21 protein-coding genes and 1 tRNA gene are annotated in these 21,949 nt (G+C 61.7%); 7 read left to right on the plus strand and 15 right to left on the minus strand.

Annotated features, from left to right (window positions below; all coding sequences use genetic code 11):
• Nucleotides 1-183: 183 nt before the first annotated feature.
• Genes QQL85_RS21920 through QQL85_RS21935 form a run of 4 tightly spaced genes read right to left on the minus strand, consistent with a single transcriptional unit; the run spans nt 184 to nt 4,429 of the window.
• The gene (locus QQL85_RS21920; RefSeq protein WP_284356664.1) at nt 184-1,410 is read right to left on the minus strand and encodes a Zn-dependent hydrolase; all 1,227 of its coding nucleotides are present in this window, start codon (nt 1,408-1,410) and stop codon (nt 184-186) included.
• A gap of 32 nt (nt 1,411-1,442) precedes the next feature.
• On the minus strand, nt 1,443-2,372 hold the full coding sequence (locus QQL85_RS21925; RefSeq protein WP_284356663.1) for a 2-hydroxyacid dehydrogenase: 930 nt from the start codon (nt 2,370-2,372) through the stop codon (nt 1,443-1,445).
• Entirely contained in the window at nt 2,369-3,124 is a 756-nt protein-coding gene (locus tag QQL85_RS21930; RefSeq protein ID WP_284356662.1) for a class II aldolase/adducin family protein, read from the minus strand. Before QQL85_RS21930 ends, QQL85_RS21925 begins: the two co-directional genes overlap by 4 nt.
• Before the next feature lie 12 nt (nt 3,125-3,136).
• Nucleotides 3,137-4,429 (minus strand): MFS transporter, encoded by a 1,293-nt coding sequence (locus tag QQL85_RS21935; protein WP_284356661.1) that lies wholly within the window; start codon nt 4,427-4,429, stop codon nt 3,137-3,139.
• 155 nt (nt 4,430-4,584) lie between these two features.
• On the opposite strand from QQL85_RS21935, the gene QQL85_RS21940 reads away from it, so the two are divergent.
• Complete coding sequence (locus tag QQL85_RS21940) at nt 4,585-5,562, plus strand: LysR family transcriptional regulator (RefSeq protein WP_105946561.1); 978 nt, start codon at nt 4,585-4,587, stop codon at nt 5,560-5,562.
• A gap of 198 nt (nt 5,563-5,760) precedes the next feature.
• Nucleotides 5,761-6,999, plus strand: a complete 1,239-nt coding sequence (gene alr, locus QQL85_RS21945; RefSeq protein ID WP_284356660.1) for an alanine racemase — start codon at nt 5,761-5,763, stop codon at nt 6,997-6,999.
• Between the two features lie 192 nt (nt 7,000-7,191).
• Here alr and QQL85_RS21950 read toward each other — a convergent pair.
• The 7 genes from QQL85_RS21950 to QQL85_RS21980 form a co-directional block, all read right to left on the minus strand.
• Nucleotides 7,192-7,267: transfer RNA gene (locus tag QQL85_RS21950), tRNA-Gly, on the minus strand.
• Between the two features lie 64 nt (nt 7,268-7,331).
• The gene (gene pgsA / locus QQL85_RS21955) at nt 7,332-7,892 is read right to left on the minus strand and encodes a CDP-diacylglycerol--glycerol-3-phosphate 3-phosphatidyltransferase (protein ID WP_016711578.1); all 561 of its coding nucleotides are present in this window, start codon (nt 7,890-7,892) and stop codon (nt 7,332-7,334) included.
• 33 nt (nt 7,893-7,925) lie between these two features.
• Nucleotides 7,926-9,749, minus strand: coding sequence for an excinuclease ABC subunit UvrC (gene uvrC, locus QQL85_RS21960; protein WP_284356659.1), 1,824 nt, complete (start codon nt 9,747-9,749; stop codon nt 7,926-7,928).
• 6 nt (nt 9,750-9,755) lie between these two features.
• Nucleotides 9,756-10,394, minus strand: a complete 639-nt coding sequence (gene gacA, locus QQL85_RS21965) for a response regulator transcription factor GacA (protein WP_233692591.1) — start codon at nt 10,392-10,394, stop codon at nt 9,756-9,758.
• 63 nt (nt 10,395-10,457) lie between these two features.
• The gene (locus tag QQL85_RS21970; protein WP_284356658.1) at nt 10,458-10,847 is read right to left on the minus strand and encodes a helix-turn-helix domain-containing protein; all 390 of its coding nucleotides are present in this window, start codon (nt 10,845-10,847) and stop codon (nt 10,458-10,460) included.
• Between the two features lie 116 nt (nt 10,848-10,963).
• The gene (locus QQL85_RS21975; protein WP_016711581.1) at nt 10,964-11,395 is read right to left on the minus strand and encodes a GNAT family N-acetyltransferase; all 432 of its coding nucleotides are present in this window, start codon (nt 11,393-11,395) and stop codon (nt 10,964-10,966) included.
• A 10-nt stretch (nt 11,396-11,405) separates the two neighbouring features.
• On the minus strand, nt 11,406-11,792 hold the full coding sequence (locus QQL85_RS21980; protein ID WP_284356657.1) for a DUF488 domain-containing protein: 387 nt from the start codon (nt 11,790-11,792) through the stop codon (nt 11,406-11,408).
• 128 nt (nt 11,793-11,920) lie between these two features.
• Here QQL85_RS21980 and QQL85_RS21985 point away from each other — a divergent pair, with 128 nt between their 5' ends.
• Nucleotides 11,921-13,537 (plus strand): inorganic phosphate transporter, encoded by a 1,617-nt coding sequence (locus QQL85_RS21985; protein WP_284356656.1) that lies wholly within the window; start codon nt 11,921-11,923, stop codon nt 13,535-13,537.
• 5 nt (nt 13,538-13,542) lie between these two features.
• On the opposite strand, the gene QQL85_RS21990 is transcribed toward QQL85_RS21985, so the two are convergent.
• From QQL85_RS21990 to QQL85_RS22000, 3 genes are all read right to left on the minus strand, one after another.
• Nucleotides 13,543-14,238 (minus strand): glutathione S-transferase N-terminal domain-containing protein, encoded by a 696-nt coding sequence (locus QQL85_RS21990; RefSeq protein WP_284356655.1) that lies wholly within the window; start codon nt 14,236-14,238, stop codon nt 13,543-13,545.
• A gap of 87 nt (nt 14,239-14,325) precedes the next feature.
• Entirely contained in the window at nt 14,326-14,823 is a 498-nt protein-coding gene (locus tag QQL85_RS21995; protein ID WP_284356654.1) for a PaaI family thioesterase, read from the minus strand.
• A gap of 57 nt (nt 14,824-14,880) precedes the next feature.
• Nucleotides 14,881-16,263, minus strand: coding sequence for an amino acid permease (locus QQL85_RS22000; RefSeq protein ID WP_284356653.1), 1,383 nt, complete (start codon nt 16,261-16,263; stop codon nt 14,881-14,883).
• 255 nt (nt 16,264-16,518) lie between these two features.
• On the opposite strand from QQL85_RS22000, the gene gcvA reads away from it, so the two are divergent.
• On the plus strand, nt 16,519-17,415 hold the full coding sequence (gene gcvA / locus QQL85_RS22005; RefSeq protein WP_016711586.1) for a transcriptional regulator GcvA: 897 nt from the start codon (nt 16,519-16,521) through the stop codon (nt 17,413-17,415).
• 154 nt (nt 17,416-17,569) lie between these two features.
• On the plus strand, nt 17,570-18,820 hold the full coding sequence (locus tag QQL85_RS22010) for a 2-aminoadipate transaminase (RefSeq protein WP_284356652.1): 1,251 nt from the start codon (nt 17,570-17,572) through the stop codon (nt 18,818-18,820).
• A gap of 3 nt (nt 18,821-18,823) precedes the next feature.
• Here QQL85_RS22010 and QQL85_RS22015 read toward each other — a convergent pair whose 3' ends face one another.
• A complete protein-coding gene (locus QQL85_RS22015; protein WP_012051778.1) occupies nt 18,824-19,126 on the minus strand; it encodes a hypothetical protein in 303 nt (100 codons plus the stop codon).
• Between the two features lie 140 nt (nt 19,127-19,266).
• On the opposite strand from QQL85_RS22015, the gene QQL85_RS22020 reads away from it, so the two are divergent.
• Entirely contained in the window at nt 19,267-19,692 is a 426-nt protein-coding gene (locus QQL85_RS22020) for a hypothetical protein (RefSeq protein ID WP_105946548.1), read from the plus strand.
• Nucleotides 19,693-19,765: 73 nt separating this feature from the next.
• The gene (gene fusA / locus QQL85_RS22025; protein ID WP_284356651.1) at nt 19,766-21,886 is read left to right on the plus strand and encodes an elongation factor G; all 2,121 of its coding nucleotides are present in this window, start codon (nt 19,766-19,768) and stop codon (nt 21,884-21,886) included.
• The last annotated feature ends 63 nt before the right edge of the window (nt 21,887-21,949 follow it).

The following is a 21,949-nucleotide window of genomic DNA, read 5'->3' on the forward strand; positions in this document are numbered from 1 at the left end:
CGGAAGTGGGGTTTTGGTTGTTGTTTGGCAGGTGCAATCGGTACGGCGATTTCTTGTTTTTCGGGCAAAGCGAAGCCGTGGCGCGCCGCTGGCGGGCGCCGATTTCGGGTACGTTCATGACTTTTTATTGCCGCGACCGCTTCGCGGCCTATTGCTGGCGATGCCCGGCAACGCCGGGCCGTGTCAGCTCCGGTCGGCGCGTTTCAGCACGGCATTGAGCAACACATCACACCCTTTGCTCACATCGTCAGGCAGGGCATCCTCCGCCTCGTTATGGCTGAGCCCCCCCACACACGGAATGAACACCATGGTCGTCGGGCAATGTCGCGCCAGGTGAATGGCGTCATGCCCCGCTCCGCTGACAATTCGCTGGTGCGCATAACCCAGCTCGTCAACCGCCTGCTGCACTGCCGCAATGCATTGCGCATCGAACGGCGTCGCCGGGCTCAGCCAGTGACGCTCAACGCTCACAGATAACCCTCGGCGCAGTGCAATGGCATTGATCAGCTCACGCGCGCTGGCCTCCATCGCGGCGATCTGCTCATCCTCGTGGTGTCGCAGATCCAGCGTGAACGCCACCCGGCCTGGAATGGTATTGCGCGAAGACCGGGCGATCTCCAGTTGCCCCACCGTGACCAGACCCTTGGGCGCGAAGTCCCGGGCCAGTTGTTCCAGTGCCGTGACCATCTCACCCACCGCAAACATCGCATCACGGCGCAGCGGCATCGGCGTGGTGCCGGCGTGGGCGGGAATGCCCTTGACCTCGATGTCCAGCCAGCAGATCGCCTGTCCGCCCGTCACCACGCCAACCGGCAGACCGGCATCCTCAAGGATCGGCCCCTGCTCGATATGCGCTTCGAAATAGGCATCGAACTCACGCGCCAGGGGTAGGCTGCCGGCATGACCGGTTTCCTCCAGTGCCTGCGCCACGCTGACCCCGGCCGCGTCCTTCACCGTCAATGCATGCTCCAGCGCCAGGTCTCCGGTAAATACCGCCGAACCGAGCATCGCCGGGGTGAAGCGGGCGCCCTCCTCGTTGGTCCATACCGCAATCTCCAGCGTCCGCAGCGGTTCAATACCTTGATCGCGCAGGCTACGCAGCACTTCCAGTCCGGCCAGCACGCCGTAGATACCATCAAAGCGCCCGCCCTTGGGTTGGGTGTCCAGGTGGCTACCCATCACTACCGGCGGCAGCGACTCATCGCGCCCAGGCTTGCGGGCGAACAGGTTGCCAATGGCATCGAAATGGACAGTCATCCCCAGGTCGCGGCACCAGCCCGCAAACAACTCGCGCCCAGCCTTGTCCTCGACCGACAGCGCCAGCCGGCAATTGCCGCCGTTTTCCGTCGGGCCTACCTTGGCCATCTGCATCAGGCTGTCCCACAGCCGGTCCCCATTGCATTTCAGCATGGTCTGTTTCCTCATCAGTTCAGGCGGTGGATTCAGTAACCGAGGTGCACGTCCACCCGGTTGAGCAACGGCTGGCCTTCATGAAGGCGCAGGGCATTCGCGGCAATCTGCTGGGCGATGCAGTCATGAGACGCCGCCGACGCCATGTGCGGCGTGACGACGATGCCCGGCGTGCTCCAGAGCCGGCTGTCCGGTGACAATGGCTCCTTCTCGAACACGTCCAGCACGGCCCCGCGCAGGCGGCCGCTTTCCACCGCGCCGATCAGCTCGTCTACCTGCACATGCTGGCCACGCCCGCAGTTCACCACGGCCGCGCCAGGCGCCAGTGAGTCAAAGGTCTTCTGGCAGAGAATGCCGCGTGTGGCGTTGGTCAGCGGCAGCAGGTTCACCAGCAGATCAAGGCCATCGAGAAACGCGAAGAAGGACGCTTCGCCGGCGAACGTCTGCACGCCCTCGATCGCTTTCAGGGTGCGCGACCAGCCGCGTACAGCGTAACCAGCAGCACTCAGTTCTTCGGCAATGACGCCGCCGAGCGAGCCGAGCCCCATGATGCCCACGCGGTACTGTTCGGCGGGTTTCTGCGGGTGACGTTGCCACACCTGACGCACCTGTTGCTGCATCGCCCGGTCGAAATCCCGGTGGTAGTGGGTCACCGCCCAGCGCACATACTCGGCCATGCCCTGGCGGTGCGCAGGGTCGACCACGCGGCATATCGGCAGGTTACGGTGGTCGGTGTCGGTGCCCAGATGATCGACACCGGCAGCCACCGAGTGGATCAGCTTCAGGCAGGGCAACGCCTTCAGGCTGCCCGCAGGTGGAAACCAGCAGGCGGCGACTTCTGCATCCACGGCAGCCGGGTCGTCAGCCAGCACCACGCGCAGCGCCGGCGCCTGGCGGGCGAACGCCGCCTGCAACTGCCCAAGCAACACTTTGTCGGCGGATAAAAGCACCAGCGGTTTCATGAGCAGTAAGACTCGCGTTGGGTTTCGATCAGGGTCAGGGCAGCGTTCCAGCTCAGGGCGATGATCTCGTCTGCCTCATCCCGGTCGAACTGCGCCGCGGTATGCCGGCACACGGCTTCCGAGGGGAAGATCAGCTTGCTGCCACCCGCCAGGGCCTGCACCTGGGCCTGGCAGGCGCGCTCCAGGAAATGCAGTTCGTGGAAGGCATGGGCCACACTCTGCCCACCGGCCAGCAGGCCGTGGTTACGCAGGATCATCGCCTTGTGCGGGCCAAGGTCGGCGATCAGTCGCTCGCGCTCGTCCAGCGACAGCGCGATGCCCTCGTACTGGTGGTAGGCGAGCTTGCCGTAGAACTTCAGCGCATGCTGGCTGATCGGCAACAGCCCATGCTCCTGGGCCGACACCGCAATGCCGGCGGCAGTATGGGTGTGCACCACGCAGGCCATGTCCGGGCGGGCCATGTGGATGGCCGAATGGATCACGAACCCAGCGGCGTTCACCCGTTGCGCTTCGGTGTTACCGCCAACGACATTGCCATACTGGTCGATGCGCACCAGGTCCGAGGCGCGCATACGGTCGAAGATCACCCCGTAGCGGTTGATCAGGAAGTGATGCTCCGGCCCCGGGATACGCAGGGTGATGTGGGTGTCGATCAGGTCGGTCATGCGGAAGTGCGCGACCAGGCGGTACAGCGCGGCCAGTTCGCAGCGGGCCTGCCATTCGACGTCGCTGATGTGATGGGGCTTGCTCATGGAAACTCCTGGTTAGCGAGCGAGTACGGCGTCGGGTTGAGTGTCGCTGCGCAGGCGCGACAGGCCGCAGACACCGATCAGGGAAAGTGTGGACAGCAAGGTGAAGAACAGCGCCAGCGGCAGCCATTGCCCGGCGAACTGATTGGCCAGCAGTGTGCCGATGATCGGCGTACTGCCCCCGGCCAGGGCGCAGATCAGCTGGTAGGCCAGCGAGATACCCGAGTAGCGAAGGTGGGCCGGGAAGGCTTGGGCCATGTAACCCGCGATTACCGCGTAGAGGGCCGACAAGGTGACTACCGCCAAGGCGATGCCAAGGGTCATCAGCAACAAATTCTGGGTACCCACCAGCATGAACATCGGATAAGGCACGGCCATGCACAGCAATGCGACCCCTTTGAGGAAGCACCCTTCGCCGATGCGCTCGGCCAACAATGCGGCCAAAGGCTGGGTGAGGAGCTGCAGGATGGTCACCAGGAACAGGCAGTCCAGAATCGTCGAGCGCGCAATGCCCTGGTAGGTGGTGACGTAAGTGATCATGAAGGTATTGGTGAAGAAGAACCCAGCCGAGCCGATGGTTACGGCGAGCGCGGCAAAGAGGATCTGTCGCCAGCAACTGCGGATCACTTCGGCGACCGGATATTCGACGACTTCTTTATTCTCGCGCGCGGCCTTGAACTCGGGCGACTCGTCGACACCGAAGCGGATCGCCAGACCCACCATCATCAGCAGCCCGCTGATCAGAAACGGAATGCGCCAACCCCAGCTGACGAAGTCGTCCTGGTCAAGCATCGAGGCCAGGCGGAAGGCGATCAGCGCCAGCAGCAGGCCGGTCGGGCTACCCAGTTGAGCAAAAGAGGCATAGAAGGTCTTGCGCTTGGCCGGGGCGTGTTCGCTGGCCATCAACACGGCACCGCCCCACTCCCCACCTACCGAGATGCCCTGCACGATACGCAGCGCAATCAACCCGATGGGTGCCCAGATGCCGGCACTTGCGTAGCTGGGCAGCAGGCCGATGCCGGTAGTGGCCAGCCCCATCAGCGCCATGGTCACCAACAGCATCTTCTTGCGCCCCAGACGGTCGCCCAAATGGCCGAAGACCATGCCGGCCATGGGCCGGGCGATGAAGCCGACGGCGAAGGTGCCAAAAGCGCCAAGGGTGCTGAGCAGTGGATTGGAGCTGGGGAAGAACACCTGGCCGAGCACCAGCGCCGCGGCGGTGGCGTAGATGTAAAAGTCGTAAAACTCGATGGTGGTGCCGACGAATGCGGCAGCCGCAGCGCGCCTCGGCTGAGTGGACGTGTGCATGGCAAGGCCCTTCTTGAAATAATTGTAAAGGCAGTGTTTCTGGCTAAAACGGTGCGCTCTTTGGCGCTTTTGTCTTTTATCGCTCCGCTGGCTATGATTAGTCAATTTGCTAATTCTTAATCGCCGTATTAGCAGTACTACTAATGGAGCCTGGGATGAAAGTGCCTGCGTCGCAAGCTGACGGCTTGGTCAACAAATGGGAGGGCCGCCGTTTCCTCAACGACCGGCTCGACTGGAACCTGTTACGTACCTACCTGGTGATCGGCCAGGAAGGCAGTGTCAGCCGCGCAGCCGCGCGCTTGCACATCACCCAGTCGGCGGTAAGCCAAGCGCTGAAGCGCCTGGAGGAGCAGCTGGACTGTGCGCTGATTCTGCGGCGTGGGCCGCGTTTTGACCTTACCTCTGCCGGCGAGGAAGTGTTGCGAATTGCCACGGATATCTATGGGGATGTTTCGCGGATCAGCGCTGCTGTCGAGGAACGAAACGATGGCGTGGCCGGCAAGGTTCGGCTGCTGACCATCAGCGGGCTGCAGTCGACGCTGTACGACGAATTTCTTGCAGATTTTCACGAAGCGCACCCCCGGGTGGAGGTGGAGATCGAGGTGCTACGCAGTTCGGACATCATCAGTTCGCTGCTGCAGAAGACGGCGACGGTGGGTTTAGGCCTGTGCCGGATACCGCAACAGAAACTGGAGCAGCGACAGCTGCTGCGCCAGCGTTATGCATTTTTCTGCGGACGACGTCATCGGTTGTTCGGGCGCGCAGACGTGGCGCTGGAGGAGATGCAGGGGGAGAACTTTGTCAGCTTCGTGAGCGATCAGTTGGGCGGAAACTTGTCGCCGTTGGCGGTGTTTCGGGATCAACAGGGGTTCACCGGGCGGATCGTGGCCTCCTCCTCCAGCTTCGAGGAGATTCACCGACTGGTGTGTGCGGGGTACGGAATCGGGTGTTTGCCGGACCATATGCTGCAAAAGGATATCGAGGAAGGGTTGCTGTGGCGATTGCCGCCGGCCGAGGGAATCGTTGATGTAGACGTGTATCTGCTGTGGAATCGAGAGCAGAAGTTGACAATGGCTGAGGGGGTATTTCTGGAGGGGTTACAACATAAGTTGGCGACTGTCGATAAATCCTGAGGCGTGCGTAACGAACCCGCTGCGCTATCTGAGCTTCAGCGCAAACCGTCGTTTTCCCGGTCGCAACGACCTGATCCGCCGTCAGCCACCTGCATCACGACAGGTTTCGCGTCTCTTTATCCGAGAAACTTTCAAGACGGGTCTGCGCTCCCGAGGGGGGCGCCGGCTCGCTCTACTCAATAAGAACGGAAGCCAGACATGACCCGACACGCCCTCAGTCGCATCGCTATCGCCATGGCGCTCGCCAGCAGCGCAAGCTTCGTACACGCCGCCCCACTGCTAGAGGCCAGCAGCAACGACGTACCTGCCGCAGCACGCATGGCGCAAAGCAATGCCTGGCTGGAAATCGACCAGGTTGCCTTCGAACACAACATCGCACGCATACAGAAGCTGGTCGCCGGCAAAAGTCAGGTCTGCGCAGTCATGAAAGCCGACGCCTATGGCAACGGGATTGCCCTGCTGGTGCCATCGGCCATTCGTATGGGTATCGGTTGCATTGGCGTTGCCAGTAACGAAGAGGCTCGCGTCGCCCGCGAGAAAGGCTTCAAGGGCCGGCTCATGCGACTGCGAACTGCCAGCCTTGGCGAGGTACAGGATGCACTTCCCTACGACATGGACGAACTGGTAGGCAACCTGGAGGTGGCACAGCAACTGGATGCCTTGGCCAAACGCAGTGGCCACCCATTGAAGGTGCACCTGGCACTCAACTCGGCCGGAATGGGACGCAACGGCGTGGAGATGGGGACGCCCCAGGGTCGTAAAGACGCGATCGCCATGGCCACCCTCGCGCACCTGCAAGTGGTCGGCATCATGACCCACTTCCCGGAGGAGGCGCGTGAGGATGTCCTCAAAGGGCTTGCCACATTCAAGGAACAGTCAGCGTTGCTGATCGAACAGGCCAAACTGGATCGCAGCAAACTGCTACTGCACTGCGCCAATACCTTTACCACGCTAGAAGTACCTGAGGGCTGGCTGGACATGGTTCGCCCCGGCGCGGCGCTGTATGGCTACCCCGTTGGCGGCCACGAAGAGTTCCAGCGTGTCATGCAGTTCAAGTCGCAGGTCGCAGCTGTCAACCGCTACCCCGCCGGCAGTACCATCAGCTACGACCGCACCTACACCCTCAATCGCGACTCGCTGGTTGCCAACATTCCCGCGGGCTACTCAGACGGCTATCGCCGGGCCTTCTCCAACAAGGCCTCGGTGCTGATCAATGGCAAGCGTGCGCCAGTCATTGGCAAGGTCACCATGAACACCCTCATGGTCGATGTGACCGATATCCCGGGGGTCAAGCCTGGTAATGAAGTGGTGCTCTACGGCAAGCAGGGCGATCAGGAAATCACCCAGGCAGAGCTCGAAACCATCAACGGCGCGTTGCTGGCCGACCTCTACACGATTTGGGGCAACTCGAATCCGAAGGTGCTGAAAGCACAGTGATGGACCGGTACGCTGCCTGAAGACGGCGTACCTTGTACTGCCCCCGAGGCTATTGCTGGACGGTCTTCACTACTGCCAGCACGGGGTGAATAACCAGCTTGCCAGGATGATTACCGCCGAAACGAAAAAAGGGCCCGAAGGCCCTTTTTTCACGACTTACAGACTTCGAATAAAAATCTGTAGATCTTTATTTGGAGCGGGAAACGAGACTCGAACTCGCGACCCCGACCTTGGCAAGGTCGTGCTCTACCAACTGAGCTATTCCCGCGTCGTGATGGGTGCCATTCTAGCGATTTCTAAAACAGCGTCAACCCCTTGATTCAAAAAAACTTTTATTTCTGCTCCGAACCTTCGCGCAGGTGCGGCCAGGCAGCCAGCAGGTAGTGCACCATCGACCACAGCGTCAGCCCCGCCGCCACCAGCAGCAGCCCGTAGCCCAGGATCACCCAGAAGGTCACCGCCGGTGGGTTGGCCAGCAGAATCACCAGCGCCAGCATCTGCGCTGCAGTCTTCCACTTGCCAAGGTTGGACACCGCCACATGCGCCCGTGCGCCCAGTTCGGCCATCCACTCGCGCAGTGCCGACACCACGATCTCGCGGCCGATGATGACCGCGGCCGGCAGGGTCAGCCAGAAGTTGGCGTGGGTCTGCACCAGCAGCACCAGGGCCACGGCCACCATCAGCTTGTCGGCCACCGGGTCCAGGAAGGCACCGAACGGCGTGCTCTGCTGCAGGCGACGCGCCAGATAACCGTCCAGCCAGTCGGTGGCGGCGGCTACGGCAAACACGCTGCTGGCGGCCATATAGCTCCAATGGTAGGGCATATAGAACAGCAGGATGAAAATCGGGATGAGCAGGACGCGTAGAACGGTGAGCAGGTTTGGAATATTCATCGGTACGACTGGCTGCAAGTTGAGCCCGGCATTCTACTCGCTATGCAGGCTGGCATAAATTGATTCGGCAAGCTTTTTACTGATGCCGGGGGCTTTGGCGATTTCATCGATACTGGCGCGGTTGAGCTCTTGCAGGCCGCCGAAATGTTTCAGCAGGTCGCGGCGGCGCTTCGGCCCTACCCCGGCTACATCTTCAAGACTGGAGACGCGACGGGCCTTGCCACGACGGGCGCGGTGACCCGTGATGGCAAAACGGTGGGCTTCATCGCGGATCTGCTGGATCAGGTGCAGGGCGGCAGAATCGCCCTTCAGGGTAAATTCGTGGTGCACGTCGTTCAGATACAGGGTCTCGAAGCCTGCCTTGCGCGTGACGCCTTTTGCCACACCAAGCAGGGTCAGGTCGTTGAAGCCCAGTTCCTGCATCACATCGCGGGCCATGTTCAACTGCCCCTTGCCGCCGTCCACCAGCAACACATCGGGCAGCTTGCCCTCGCCGTCCTTGATACGCCCGTAGCGGCGAGTCAGGGCCTGATGCATGGCGGCATAATCATCACCACCCGTGATGCCTTCGATGTTGAAGCGGCGGTAATCGGACTTCAGCGGGCCTTCGGGGCCAAACACCACGCAACTGGCCACGGTAGCCTCGCCACTGGAATGGCTGATGTCATAGCACTCCAGGCGCTGCGGTACTTCATCCAGGCCCAGCACTTCGGCCAGGGCTTCGAAGCGTGCAGCCATGTGCTGGCGGTTGGCCAGGCGGGCGTTCAGTGCCTGCTCGGCGTTGGTCACTGCCAGCTGCTGCCAGCGGGCGCGCGTGCCGCGCACCCGGTGGCTGATGGTCAGCTCGCGGCCACGCAGCGTGTGCAGCGCCTCGATGATAGCGTCGAAGTCTTCGTGAACCACGTTGACGATCAACTCGCCAGGCAGCTCGCGCTCTGCGTTGCCCAGGTAGTACTGGGAAAGGAATGCGGCCATGACTTCAGCCACTTCTTCCTCGATGCCCACCTGCGGGAAAAAGTTCTTGCTCCCCAGTACTCGCCCACCGCGCACGCTGATCAGGTGCACGCAGGCACCGCCCGGGTTGACGAAAGCGGCAATGACGTCGACGTCGCCACTGCCACCTTCTATGTACTGTTGGTCCTGCACGCGCCGCAACAGGGCGATCTGGTCACGCAGTTCGGCAGCCTTCTCGAAATTGAGGGCCATGGCGGCCGTTTCCATCTCGACATTCAGTTCGTTGCCCAACTGCTGGCTACGCCCTTCCAGGAACATCACCGAGTGGCGCACATCCTCAGCATATTCCTCAGCAGTCACCAGGCCGGTGCAGGGCCCTTTGCAGCGTTTGATCTGGTACTGCAGGCAAGGCCGGGTGCGGTTTGCGTAATAGCTGTCTTCGCACTGGCGCACGGAAAAGGCCTTTTGCAACAGGCTGAGGCTTTCGCGGATGGCCCCGGCGCTGGGGTACGGGCCGAAGTAGCGGCCCTTGGCCTTTTTCGCCCCACGGTGAATACCCAGCCGTGGGAACTCGCCATCGGACAGGAACACATAGGGGTAGGATTTGTCGTCGCGCAGGAGGATGTTGTAGGGCGGGCGCCACTCCTTGATCAGGTTCTGCTCCAGCAGCAACGCCTCGGTTTCGTTGGCGGTGATGGTGGTTTCGACCTGGGCAATGCGCGCTACCAGCGCGGCGGTCTTGGGCGCCAGGCCAGTCTTGCGAAAATAGCTGGCAAGGCGCTTCTTGAGGTTCTTGGCCTTGCCCACATAAAGCAGCCGGGCTTCGGCATCGAACATCCGGTAAACGCCCGGGCGACCGCTGCAGGTCGCCAGGAATGCGCTGGCATCAAACACTTGAGACATGAGGTTCTACAGGCTTGCGTCGACCATACCGTGGCGAACGGCCAGCAAGGTCAGTTCGACGTCGCTGGTGACCGAGAGTTTTTCAAAGATCCGATAACGGTAAGTATTGACGGTCTTGGGCGAGAGGCACAACTTGTCGGAGATGATCTGCACTTTCTGGCAGCCGACGATCATCAGGGCAATCTGGATTTCCCGTTCAGATAACGCATCAAACGGTGAGCCCTGCGGCTGGAACGGTTTCAGTGCCAGCTGCTGAGCGATCTGCGGGCTGATATAGCGCTGGCCGGCAAAGGCCAGCCGGATCGCCTGGACCATTTCATCAAGGCCTGCCCCCTTGGTCAGATAGCCGGCAGCGCCGGCCTGCAGCAAGCGCGTGGGGAACGGGTCTTCTTCGCACACAGTCACGGCGACTACCTTGATGTCCGGATGACTGCGCAGCAACTTGCGGGTGGCCTCCAGGCCACCGATGCCGGGCATTTTCACGTCCATCAGCACCACATCGGGCTTGAGCTCACGGGCCAGTTTGAGCGCCGCCTCGCCCGAGTCTCCCTCACCCACTACCTGCAGGCCGTCGATGTCGGCGAGCATGCGCGTAATACCGGTTCGTACCAGATCGTGATCATCGACCACTAAGACCCTAATCAAGCACACACCTCGTCAGCAGGGCGATTGGATCCCGCCACCTTAACAAAATTTTTCACGGTGGGCCTAACGCATTGATTCCGTCAGAAACGCCTGACGTTCAACGGCGAGCGGCCTCATTGTTTGCCGGGGTTGACCGTTGCTGGACAAGCGCCCCAACAGGTGCCATAACGCCGCCTGATCGTCGAACGATAACTGCCGGAATGCCCCAAGCAAACCAGACTCATCGGTACTCAAACCTTCCAGCTGTGCTGGGGTACGAATACCGCTGAGCACATACAGCGCGTCCACGCCCCGAACCGACAACGCCGCCAGGTAATCGACCCGAGGGGTACGCTCACCGCTTTCATACTTGCCCTGAGCGTTGGGTTCAACACCGCCGATTTCGCCAAATACTCGCTGGGTCATGCCCAGTCGTTCACGCTCTTCCCGCAGCCGCGGACCGATTCCATTCATTGGGGCTCTCCTCTTCCCTGATATCCCAGATGCCCGCCCTACCGTCCGTAGGCGGCCCAAACATGTGGATCCACTATGCCCATGGTCTGGGGTCACGACAAGCCATCATTGGGCTATTAATTGATGGCTCGCTGCATACGCACAAAGCAATCGTCTTCTCCCATTTCAACGAAACCGTGGCGCTGATACAGCTGACGGGCCGGATTGCTGCGAAATACCATCAGCCGTAGCAGCGGCAGGCGCCGCTGCCTGGCCCATAGCGCCAGCTGCTCCAACACCCAGCTGCCGACCCCGCGCCCACGGTGCTCGGGCAACAGGTGCAACTCGCGGATAAACAACGCCTGGCGGTCCTGGCTGAGGCTGCAGAAACCCAGCAGGGTGTCGCCTTCGGTCACCAGCCACTGTTCGCGCCAGCCCCAGGCCTCGTCGAAGGCTTCCTCGATCCACAACAGGTCGTATTCGCGGTAGTACGGCAACATGGCGCGGCGCGTGAGGTCACGGGCAAAGGTGCAGTGGCGGTCGTTGGCAGGGGTTAACTGTAAAGGCATCGCATATCGCTCATCGGGCGTAACACACTGGCGAACTGCCAGGCCCACGCCTGTCCAGTTCGGCTTCCAGCCACTCGGCCAGCACCTGGGCATTGTTATGCCGCGTGTCCTTGCCGGCATACAGCAATGTCAGCGTGCCCTTCGCGGCCATATCCAGCAGCGGATACCAGTGTTCGGGGTGGGCCGCCAACTCTTGCCGGTAGCACTGGGTAAAACCGGCAAAATCGACCTCGCCCTGGTGAAATGCCTTGCGCAATACCGACGAGGGTGCCACTTCGCGCAACCACTGCCCATGCAGGTCTTCCTTGCGTTTGTTGCGCGGCCACAGGCGGTCGACCAGCACGCGCTGGCCATCTTCATCCTCAACCGCATCGTAGACACGCTTGCAGCGAATCATCAGTTACTCCTGCCATTACCGTCTGTCTTGAGACTAGATAATTCATTGATCGAGGTCACGGCCGGGTTACCAATTGTTTCTATGCTCAAGGCCTTTGGCACCCTCGCCCAACGCCAACCGGAGCCCCCATGGCAACCCCGTCACTGGCCAGCCAGCCGCAACTGGCTCAACGCGATTCCCGTCCGCAGCTTACCCATAAGCCTGGGCGTGCCACCCTCGTGTTGTTCTTCGGCCTGCTCCTGGCCGGTATTGCCTATACCGTCTGGAGCCTGAAACAGGATGTGACGGCCAGCGGCACGGTGATCACCACGGTCACACCGTTCCTTCTACTGGGCCTGGCGTTGCTGATCGCCCTGGGCTTCGAATTCGTCAATGGCTTCCATGACACCGCCAATGCGGTAGCCACGGTCATCTACACCCACTCGCTGCCTGCACCGGTGGCGGTCGTCTGGTCCGGGCTTTGCAACTTCCTTGGCGTGTTGCTTTCCAGCGGCGCGGTAGCGTTCGGCATCATTGCCCTGCTGCCGGTGGAGCTGATTTTGCAGGTCGGCTCCTCGGCCGGCTTTGCCATGGTCTTCGCCCTGCTGCTGGCAGCCATCATCTGGAACCTCGGCACCTGGTGGCTGGGCCTGCCGGCCTCGTCCTCACACACCTTGATCGGTTCGATCATCGGCGTGGGTGTGGCCAACGCGCTGATGCATGGGCGTGACGGCACCAGCGGGGTAGACTGGACCCAAGCCAGCAAGGTCGGCTATGCCCTGCTGTTTTCACCCCTGATCGGTTTTGCCTGCGCGGCCCTGTTGCTGATGGCGTTACGCGCACTGGTCAAGCGCAAGGAACTGTATCAGGCGCCGGAAGGCCGCACCCCACCACCGTGGTGGATTCGCAGTGTCCTGATCCTGACCTGCACCGGGGTGTCCTTCGCCCACGGCTCCAACGACGGCCAGAAAGGCATGGGCCTGATCATGCTGATTCTGGTCGGCACCCTGCCGATGGCTTACGCACTGAACAAGACCATGCCCAACGAACAGGCCCTGCAGTTTTCCGCCATCGCCGAGGTCACCCGCCAGGCGCTAGTGCGCAGCGACCCGCAAGCGGCCCCGGCCGACCCACGCCAGGTACTGACCCTGTTCATTGCCGAACCCAAGGCCAGCCCGCAACTGGTACCGGCACTGGCGGCGCTGACCGGGATGATCGGCGACCAGGTCAAAGGCTATGGCTCGCTCAAGCGCGTGCCGGCTGAGGCCATGGCCAACGTACGCAACGATATGTACCTGACCAGTGAAGCCATCCGCCTGATGGAGAAAAACCACCTGGTGGCATTCGATGCCGACACCCGCAGCCATGTGCAGCTGTTCAAGACCCAGCTGGACGACGCCACTCGCTATATTCCGCTGTGGGTGAAGGTAGCTGTGGCCATCGCGCTGGGGCTGGGCACCATGGTTGGCTGGCGACGTATCGTGGTGACGGTGGGCGAGAAGATCGGCAAGACCCACCTGAGCTATGCCCAAGGCGCCTCGGCTGAAGTGGTTGCGATGTGCACCATCGGCGCGGCGGACATGTTCGGGCTGCCGGTTTCGACCACCCATGTGCTGAGCTCTGGCGTGGCCGGCACCATGGTCGCCAACGGCTCAGGCATTCAGAAACGCACACTGATCAACCTGCTGATGGCCTGGGTGCTGACCCTGCCGGCAGCCATGGTGCTGGCAGGGTCGCTGTACTGGTTGTTGAACCAGGTCTTCTAGGTCCGTCAGGCAGGAATCTTCAGACCGCGCTGCACGGCTGGCCGTTCAAGGAAGGCGGCCAGCACGCGCTGCACTTCCTTGAACGCATCGAAACCAATCAACTCGCGAGCGTTGTAACGCTCCACCAGGTTGCGCACCCATGGGAAGATGGCGATATCGGCGATGCTGTATTCGTCAACCATCCACTCCCGCCCTTTCAAGTGCCGATCCAGCACGCCCAACAGGCGCTTGGACTCATTCACATAGCGGTCACGCGGACGCTTGTCTTCAAAGTCCTTGCCAGCAAAGAAGTGGAAAAAGCCAACCTGGCCGAACATCGGCCCGATGCCGCCCATCTGGAACATCAGCCATTGCAAGGTCTGATAACGCTGGGCAGGATCCTGGCTGAGCAGTTGTCCACTTTTCTCCGCCAGGTACTGCAAGATCGCCCCAGACTCGAACAACGGCAGCGGCTGCCCGCCCGGACCGTTGGGGTCGAGGATGGCGGGGATCTTGTTGTTGGCGCTGAGCGAGATGAACGCGGGGCTCAACTGGTCATCGTTGTCGAAGCTGACCTTGTGCGCCTCGTAGGCCAGGCCGATTTCTTCAAGCATGATCGACACCTTGACGCCGTTGGGCGTCGGCAGCGAGTAAAGCTGCAGGCGTTCGGGGTGTTTGGCGGGCCACTTGCGGGTAATGGGGAAAGCACTGAGATCGGTCATGATCAACCTTGCCTGGGGGATGAACCTGTCACTCTAGAGACATCCTCGGCGGCTGACCATTACCGACCACTCATCAGCGCGGGCAACTCAGGCCTGACCGTGAGCCTTGAGCTTGAGCTTTTCGGTGTCGACGCGGACAAACACCGAATCGGCGGTCACGGTCAGCACATCCTCGGCCCAAACCTCACAGATCACCCGGCTCTTGCGCCCCACCTCACCCTCCACACGCGCCTTGAGCAACAGCTCGACGCCCATCGGCGTGGGTTTCAGGTAAGTCAGGTTGAGCGTGCCAGTGACGCAGTCGATACGCGGCAGACTGCCCGGCTCGCGGCCTTCGTTGCGGTAGTGGTAAGCCATTGCCGTCCAGTTGGAATGACAGTCGACCAGCATCGCCAGCAGACCGCCGTAGACCAAGCCAGGCCAGCCAATGAAGGTGCTGTCGGGCGCATGGCGGCACAACAGGTGAACCCCGTCGGCATCCCAGTGGCTTTGCAGGTGCAGCCCGCTGGGGTGGGAGCAGCCGCAGCCATAGCAAGTACCGTCGGGTGCTGCGAGGGCCTGGAGGGAAAGGGAGTGGTCGTTCATACGCTTCCTGTGCTTATTGATATGGGGGCGCGCAACGCCCCCATTAAAGCAGAAACATCAGGCCGTCTGGGCAACCACCTTGGCACGCCGCTGGGTCAGCGAAACCAGCAGGATGAACATGGTGACACCCGCGGTCATGAGGGTTTCGTAGCGGTAGGCATCGCTGAACAGCATATAGCCCAGCACCATGACAATGGTGCCGATCACCAGCCAGGTCAGCCATGGGAACAGCCACATCTTCAGCTCCAGCGGGCGTCCTTCACGCTCGGCACGGGCACGCATGCGCAGTTGTGACACCGCAATGACCAGGTACACCAGCAAGGCGATGGCGCCCGTGGTGGACAACAGGAAACCGAACACTTTGCCTGGGAACACATAGTTGACCAGGCACCCGGCAAAACCGGCCAGGGTCGAGAAGATGACTGCCACGGTCGGCACGCCGGAGCCGGAGATGCGCTTGGTCACGCTCAGTGCCTGGCCACGCGCACCCAGCGAATAGAGCATGCGCGACGCGGTGTACAGGCCCGAGTTCATGCAGCTGGTGACCGCCACCAGTACCACCAGGTCGACCAGCAACTTGGCGCCTGGCACGTTCAGCACTTCCAGCACGCGTTGGAACGAGCCGACCGCTTTCAGCGCGGGGTCATTCCAGGCTACCAGCGACACCACCAGGAAGATCGACGCCAGGTAGAAGATGGCGATGCGGTACACCACCAGGTTGGTAGCGCGGCGGATCTTGTCTTTCGGGTTGGCGGTTTCGTCAGCGGCAATGGTGACGATCTCAGCGCCGAAGAACGAGAAGATGGTGATCAGCACACCGCCGAGCACGGTACCAAACCCGTTAGGCATGAAGCCGCCGTTGTCCCACAGCCGGCTGACCCCGGACACCTCGGCCAACGGCCAGAAGCCAAACACGGCCAAGGTGCAGACCACGATGAAGGCAATGATCGCCACCACCTTGACCAAGGCGAACCAGTACTCGAAGGCGCCAAAGTTCTTCACGCTGATCAGGTTGGTGCCCGACAGCACCAGCATGATCAGGAAGGCAAACAGCCAGGACGGCACACCGGGGAAGTAGGCATGCAGGATATCGGCCCCGGCAATGGCCTCGACCGGAATGATCAGCACCCAGAACCACCAGTACAACCAGCCAATGGTGAAGCCCGCCCAAGGGCCGATGGCTTCGGAGGCATAGGTGGAGAACGAGCCGCTGTTGGGGTTGGCAATGGCCATTTCGCCGAGCATGCGCATCACCAGCAAGACCAGCAGACCGGTCATGGCGTAGGAGATGAGGATGGCGGGGCCAGCGGTGGCGATGGCGTTGGAGGAACCGATGAACAGACCAGCGCCGATGATGCCGGCAATGGAGATCATGGACACCTGACGGGACGTCAAGCCGTGCTGCAGGGAACGCTGTTTCTTGTTGTCTTGCGAAGCCATGAAGAACCCTCTAATGGGTCGGCCGCGACGAAGCGGCTGAAGGTCGGAGCAGAATTCTTATCAATTTCTGATTGTCGTTGTTGTTGTTTTGCAGATGCCGGAAGCGGGTACTGACCTCCTCTTCGCATGACCGGTTGTAATCGTTGATCCAGGTCAGTATTAATCTATAGGCCGGGGTCAACAAACGACCTTTTCGAACCACATGATTCCAATTTGGAATGAACTCTTTCCTTTTTTGCTCGGTATTTGCCCGTCATGTCCAAACGCCTGATGCCTTCGACCACCGCCCTTCAGTGCTTCGAAGCGGCCGCCCGCCACCTCAGCTTTACCCGCGCGGCCCAGGAACTGCACCTGACCCAGAGCGCCGTCAGCAAGCAGGTGGCACAGCTCGAGGACATGCTCTCGCACTCGCTGTTCCAGCGTATTCGCCGGCGCCTGCACCTGACCCCGGCCGGCGCGCTGTACCTCACCGAAGTGAACAAGATCCTCACCCAGATCGACATCTCCAGCCGCTACATCCTCAGCTACGGCGACGAAACCGAAGTGCTGCGCATTGCCACCCAACCCACCTTCGGTGCACGCTGGCTGGTGCCCAGACTCAAGGGTTTCGGCGACCGTTACCCGCGCATTCACCTGGACGTGCGCAACGAACTGGAGCCTTTCGACCTGGTGCAGGCCAAGGCCGACATCGCGTTTTTCTTCGGCCAAGGCACCTGGCCCGGGGCAACCTGCATCGAACTGTTCAGCGAAGAAGTGGTGCCGGTGTGCAGCCCGCAGCTATTGGCCAACCACCCTTTCGACAGTGCCCAGGCGCTGACCGAGCACCGGCTGCTGCAGTGCGTGTCGCGACCGGAGGCCTGGCACGAATGGTTTCTGGGGCTGGGCCTGCATAGCCAGAACAGCTACCACGGGCCGCGTTTCGACACGTTCTACCTGTGCATTCGCGCAGCGATTGCAGGCTGCGGTATCGCCCTGATTCCACGCTACCTGGTGGCAGAGGAGCTAAGCGAGGGCAAGCTGGTGGTGGCCTGGGACCACCCGGTGGCGAGCAATGGCCGGCACTTCATCGCCCATGCCGAGCATGCGGCCGAAGTGCCCAAGATCCGGGCTTTTGTACAATGGATCCGGGAGCGGGTGGCTGAGGGCGATTGATTACTCCTGCACTGGCCCTATCGCCGGCAATGGCAGATACAAAAACCAACCAGTTCACGAATCCAGGGAATGACCGCAATCGAATAATTCGTTTGCGGAATAACCCGCCAACACGCTTGGATAATAAGAAACTCGAACAAGGTCCCGCGTGCCCATGAACCAGGAAAGTATCAGCCAATCCATTGCCATCGTTCACCCGATCACACTTTCCCATGGCCGCAATGCCGAAGTCTGGGACACCGACGGCAAACGCTACATCGACTTCGTCGGCGGCATCGGTGTGCTCAACCTGGGCCACTGCAACCCGGCCGTAGTCGAAGCAATCCAGACCCAGGCCACCCGCCTGACCCACTACGCCTTCAACGCTGCCCCTCACGGCCCCTATCTGGCATTGATGGAGCAACTGAGCCAGTTCGTGCCCGTCAGCTACCCATTGGCCGGCATGCTCACCAACAGCGGTGCGGAAGCGGCGGAAAACGCCCTGAAAGTTGCCCGCGGCGCCACCGGCAAGCGGGCCATCATCGCCTTCGACGGCGGCTTCCATGGCCGCACCCTGGCCACCCTGAACCTCAACGGCAAGGTCGCACCATACAAACAGCGGGTCGGTGAACTGCCTGGGCCGGTGTACCACCTGCCCTACCCCAGCGCCGACACCGGCGTGACCTGCGAGCAGGCGCTCAAGGCCATGGACCGCCTGTTCAGCGTCGAACTGGCTGTGGAAGACGTGGCAGCGTTCATTTTCGAGCCGGTGCAGGGTGAAGGCGGCTTCCTCGCCCTTGACCCCGCCTTCGCCCAGGCCCTGCGCCGCTTCTGCGACGAGCGCGGCATCCTGATCATCATCGACGAAATCCAGTCGGGCTTCGGCCGCACCGGCCAACGCTTCGCCTTCCCACGCCTTGGCATCGAGCCCGACCTGTTGCTGCTGGCCAAGAGCATTGCCGGCGGCATGCCCCTGGGTGCGGTGGTCGGGCGCAAGGAATTGATGGCATCCCTGCCCAAGGGCGGCCTTGGCGGCACCTATTCGGGCAACCCGATTGCCTGTGCCGCGGCGCTGGCCAGCCTGGCGCAGATGACTGACGAGAACATCGCCACCTGGGGTGAGCGCCAGGAGCAGGCCATCGTCAGCCGCCACCAGCGCTGGCAGGCTTCGGGCCTGAGCCCGTTCATCGGCCGCCTGACCGGCGTGGGCGCCATGCGTGGCATCGAGTTCGTCACTGCCGATGGCAGCCCGGCGCCGGCACAACTGGCCAAGGTGATGGAAGCCGCACGGGCCAAGGGCCTGCTGCTGATGCCCAGCGGCAAGGCACGGCACATCATCCGCCTGTTGGCACCACTGACCATCGAGACCGAGGTGCTCGAAGAAGGCCTGGATATCCTCGAGCAGTGCCTGGCGGAGCTGAGCTGAGGCTTAGAGACCCAGTTCTTCCGGGGTCAGCATGTCGGACTCGAAGGCGATCCAGCCGCCTTCGAGTTCGGCGTGGCCGTTGACGATCGGGCCGTAATAGGTCAGGCCGTTCTCCAGGGTCACGCAGATGTGCGTGGCCGGCTTCTCAGGGGCTGCGAGCGTACCGACGAAATGCACCTTCTTAAGGGTTTCGGTCACCGCCTCCAGGCCAACGCGCATCTTGGGGTTTTCCGATGCCTCGGTATCTCCACCACGGTCTTCAGCGCTGATGGTCACGGTGGCGATGTACGGGTACTTGGTGCTCAAGCGGGGTTACCTCAGTGGATGTGTAGGCGTATGGGCGCGTAGAGTACGGCAGGCGGTCCCGGTTGTCTCTACAGGTGATCTGAATGCCCCGATCTGTTAGGGTGCCCGCCGATGCACGCCACACCACACGAGGATCCCGAGTGAGCGCCGAAGAACCCCTGATCGCCGACCTGTTCGATGTCGACAAACGCCTGTCCCTCAAGCCCGTCGTGGACTTCAACAGCTACCTGCGCAACGCCTTCGGCGAAGGCCCGTGCCGCTGCCACCGTTGCGCCGAAGGTGGCGACGAGAGCACCTACAGCCACGCCCACAGCTTCACCTTCGACGGCCGTCAGTGGCACCGCCGCTTCGCCAGCACCTCGGGTAGCGATGTTGCCCAAGCGCTGAAAAAGGCTTGGCTGTCGTACACCAAAGCCGACCTCAACCTGGTCGGCGCGCTGGACCTGACCACCCTCAAGACCTTCACCGAAGCCGCCCTGCACCCGCGCCTGCTGGCCCTGCTGCCAGCCAGCGGCCTGGCCCGGGAAGTGGATGGCCAGTGGATGCTGCAAGCCCAGGCCGACTGACGGCCCGGCGGCAGGGCAGGATTCCACCGGTCTGCTAACGTGGTGGAATCCGCCCATCCGCAGGTAGTCCGCCATGGCCCGCACAACGCCCATCGAGCTGTACCGCAATATCGGCATCGTCGCCCACGTGGACGCCGGCAAGACCACGACGACCGAGCGGATCCTGTTTTACACCGGGGTCAACCACAAGATGGGCGAGGTGCACGATGGCGCCGCGACCATGGACTGGATGGCCCAAGAGCAAGAGCGCGGCATCACCATCACCTCCGCGGCAACCACCGCCTTCTGGCAGGGCTCGACCAAGCAATTTCCCGACAAGTACCGCTTTAACATCATTGATACCCCCGGCCACGTCGACTTCACCATCGAGGTGGAGCGCTCGTTGCGCGTGCTCGATGGCGCGGTGGTGGTGTTCAGCGGTGCTGACGGGGTAGAGCCACAGTCCGAGACAGTCTGGCGCCAAGCCAACAAATACCATGTGCCACGCCTGGCCTACATCAACAAGATGGACCGCCAGGGCGCCGATTTCCTGCGCGTGGTCAAGCAGATCGACAAGCGTCTGGGGCATCACCCGGTGCCGATACAGCTCGCCATCGGCAGTGAAGAGAACTTCATTGGCCAGATCGACCTGGTGAAGATGAAGGCGATCTACTGGAACGATGACGACCATGGCACCAGTTATCGCGAAGAAGAGATCCCCGATGAGCTCAAGGCACTGGCCGACGAATGGCGCGCGCACATGCTCGAAGCTGCGGCCGAGGCCAATGACGAGTTGACCATGAAGTTTCTCGACGGCGAGGAACTGAGCATCGATGAGGTCAAGGCGGCTCTGCGCCAGCGTACTATCGCCAACGAGATCGTGCCGACCATCCTTGGTTCATCGTTCAAGAACAAGGGTGTGCCGCTGATGCTTGATGCCGTCATCGACTACCTGCCCGCCCCGTCCGAAATCCCGGCGATCAAAGGCACCGACCCGGATGACGAAGAAAAACACCTGGAGCGCCACGCAGACGACAAGGAGCCATTCTCGGCATTGGCCTTCAAGATTGCCACCGACCCGTTTGTCGGCACCCTCACGTTTGCCCGGGTGTACTCCGGCGTGCTCAGCTCCGGCCATGCTGTGCTCAACTCGGTCAAGGGCAAAAAAGAACGCATCGGCCGCATGGTGCAGATGCACGCCAACCAGCGCGCCGAAATCAAGGACGTGTGCGCCGGCGACATCGCCGCACTGATCGGCATGAAAGATGTGACCACCGGCGACACCCTGTGCGACATCGACAAACCGATCATCCTGGAGCGCATGGACTTCCCCGACCCGGTAATCTCCGTGGCCGTGGAGCCGAAGACCAAGGCCGACCAGGAAAAAATGGGCATCGCCCTCGGCAAGCTGGCCCAGGAAGACCCGTCGTTTCGCGTGCGCACCGATGAGGAAACCGGCCAGACCATCATCTCCGGCATGGGTGAATTGCACCTGGATATCATCGTTGACCGCATGCGCCGCGAGTTCAACGTCGAAGCCAACATCGGCAAGCCGCAGGTGGCCTACCGCGAGAAAATCCGTAATACCTGCGAAATCGAGGGGCGCTTCGTCCGTCAGTCGGGTGGCCGAGGCCAGTATGGCCATTGCTGGATCCGCTTTGCGCCTGGCGATGAGGGCAAAGAAGGCCTGGAGTTCGTCAACGAGATTGTCGGCGGCGTCGTGCCCCGCGAGTACATCCCGGCGATCCAGAAAGGCATCGAGGAACAGATGAAGAACGGCGTGCTCGCCGGCTACCCACTGATCAACCTCAAGGCCGCGGTGTTCGACGGCTCCTACCACGACGTCGACTCCAACGAAATGGCCTACAAGATCGCCGCCTCGATGGCCACCAAGCAGCTGTCGCAGAAAGGCGGCGCGGTGCTGCTGGAGCCGGTGATGAAGGTCGAGGTGGTTACGCCCGAGGAGTATCAGGGCGACATCATGGGCGACCTGAGCCGGCGCCGCGGGATGATCCAGGACGGCGACGAGACGCCTGCAGGCAAGGTCATACGCGCCGAAGTGCCGCTGGGAGAGATGTTCGGCTATGCCACCTCGATGCGCTCGATGACCCAAGGGCGCGCCAGCTACACGATGGAGTTCACCAAGTACGCCGAGGCACCGGCCAACATTGTCGAGACGATCATCAACAAGGGTCAGGGAAAAACCAAAACCTAGCACTCCAACGCGGGGCCAGTCCTCCAGGTTTACGCGAAAGTCCTGGAGGACTGATGCTACCCC

This window comes from Pseudomonas putida (genome assembly GCF_030159595.1).
Lineage (GTDB): Bacteria > Pseudomonadota > Gammaproteobacteria > Pseudomonadales > Pseudomonadaceae > Aquipseudomonas > Aquipseudomonas putida_AC.

What these genes read in the sequence shown, in the direction of transcription:
- QQL85_RS21920 (WP_284356664.1), bottom strand. Translation starts at nt 1,410, where the DNA reads ATGCTGAAATGCAATGGGGACCGGCTGTGGGACAGCCTGATGCAGATG.
- QQL85_RS21925 (WP_284356663.1), bottom strand. Translation starts at nt 2,372, where the DNA reads ATGAAACCGCTGGTGCTTTTATCCGCCGACAAAGTGTTGCTTGGGCAG.
- QQL85_RS21930 (WP_284356662.1), bottom strand. Translation starts at nt 3,124, where the DNA reads ATGAGCAAGCCCCATCACATCAGCGACGTCGAATGGCAGGCCCGCTGC.
- QQL85_RS21935 (WP_284356661.1), bottom strand. Translation starts at nt 4,429, where the DNA reads ATGCACACGTCCACTCAGCCGAGGCGCGCTGCGGCTGCCGCATTCGTC.
- QQL85_RS21940 (WP_105946561.1), top strand. Translation starts at nt 4,585, where the DNA reads ATGAAAGTGCCTGCGTCGCAAGCTGACGGCTTGGTCAACAAATGGGAG.
- alr (WP_284356660.1), top strand. Translation starts at nt 5,761, where the DNA reads ATGACCCGACACGCCCTCAGTCGCATCGCTATCGCCATGGCGCTCGCC.
- pgsA (WP_016711578.1), bottom strand. Translation starts at nt 7,892, where the DNA reads ATGAATATTCCAAACCTGCTCACCGTTCTACGCGTCCTGCTCATCCCG.
- uvrC (WP_284356659.1), bottom strand. Translation starts at nt 9,749, where the DNA reads ATGTCTCAAGTGTTTGATGCCAGCGCATTCCTGGCGACCTGCAGCGGT.
- QQL85_RS21970 (WP_284356658.1), bottom strand. Translation starts at nt 10,847, where the DNA reads ATGAATGGAATCGGTCCGCGGCTGCGGGAAGAGCGTGAACGACTGGGC.
- QQL85_RS21975 (WP_016711581.1), bottom strand. Translation starts at nt 11,395, where the DNA reads ATGCCTTTACAGTTAACCCCTGCCAACGACCGCCACTGCACCTTTGCC.
- QQL85_RS21980 (WP_284356657.1), bottom strand. Translation starts at nt 11,792, where the DNA reads ATGATTCGCTGCAAGCGTGTCTACGATGCGGTTGAGGATGAAGATGGC.
- QQL85_RS21985 (WP_284356656.1), top strand. Translation starts at nt 11,921, where the DNA reads ATGGCAACCCCGTCACTGGCCAGCCAGCCGCAACTGGCTCAACGCGAT.
- QQL85_RS21990 (WP_284356655.1), bottom strand. Translation starts at nt 14,238, where the DNA reads ATGACCGATCTCAGTGCTTTCCCCATTACCCGCAAGTGGCCCGCCAAA.
- QQL85_RS21995 (WP_284356654.1), bottom strand. Translation starts at nt 14,823, where the DNA reads ATGAACGACCACTCCCTTTCCCTCCAGGCCCTCGCAGCACCCGACGGT.
- QQL85_RS22000 (WP_284356653.1), bottom strand. Translation starts at nt 16,263, where the DNA reads ATGGCTTCGCAAGACAACAAGAAACAGCGTTCCCTGCAGCACGGCTTG.
- gcvA (WP_016711586.1), top strand. Translation starts at nt 16,519, where the DNA reads ATGTCCAAACGCCTGATGCCTTCGACCACCGCCCTTCAGTGCTTCGAA.
- QQL85_RS22010 (WP_284356652.1), top strand. Translation starts at nt 17,570, where the DNA reads ATGAACCAGGAAAGTATCAGCCAATCCATTGCCATCGTTCACCCGATC.
- fusA (WP_284356651.1), top strand. Translation starts at nt 19,766, where the DNA reads ATGGCCCGCACAACGCCCATCGAGCTGTACCGCAATATCGGCATCGTC.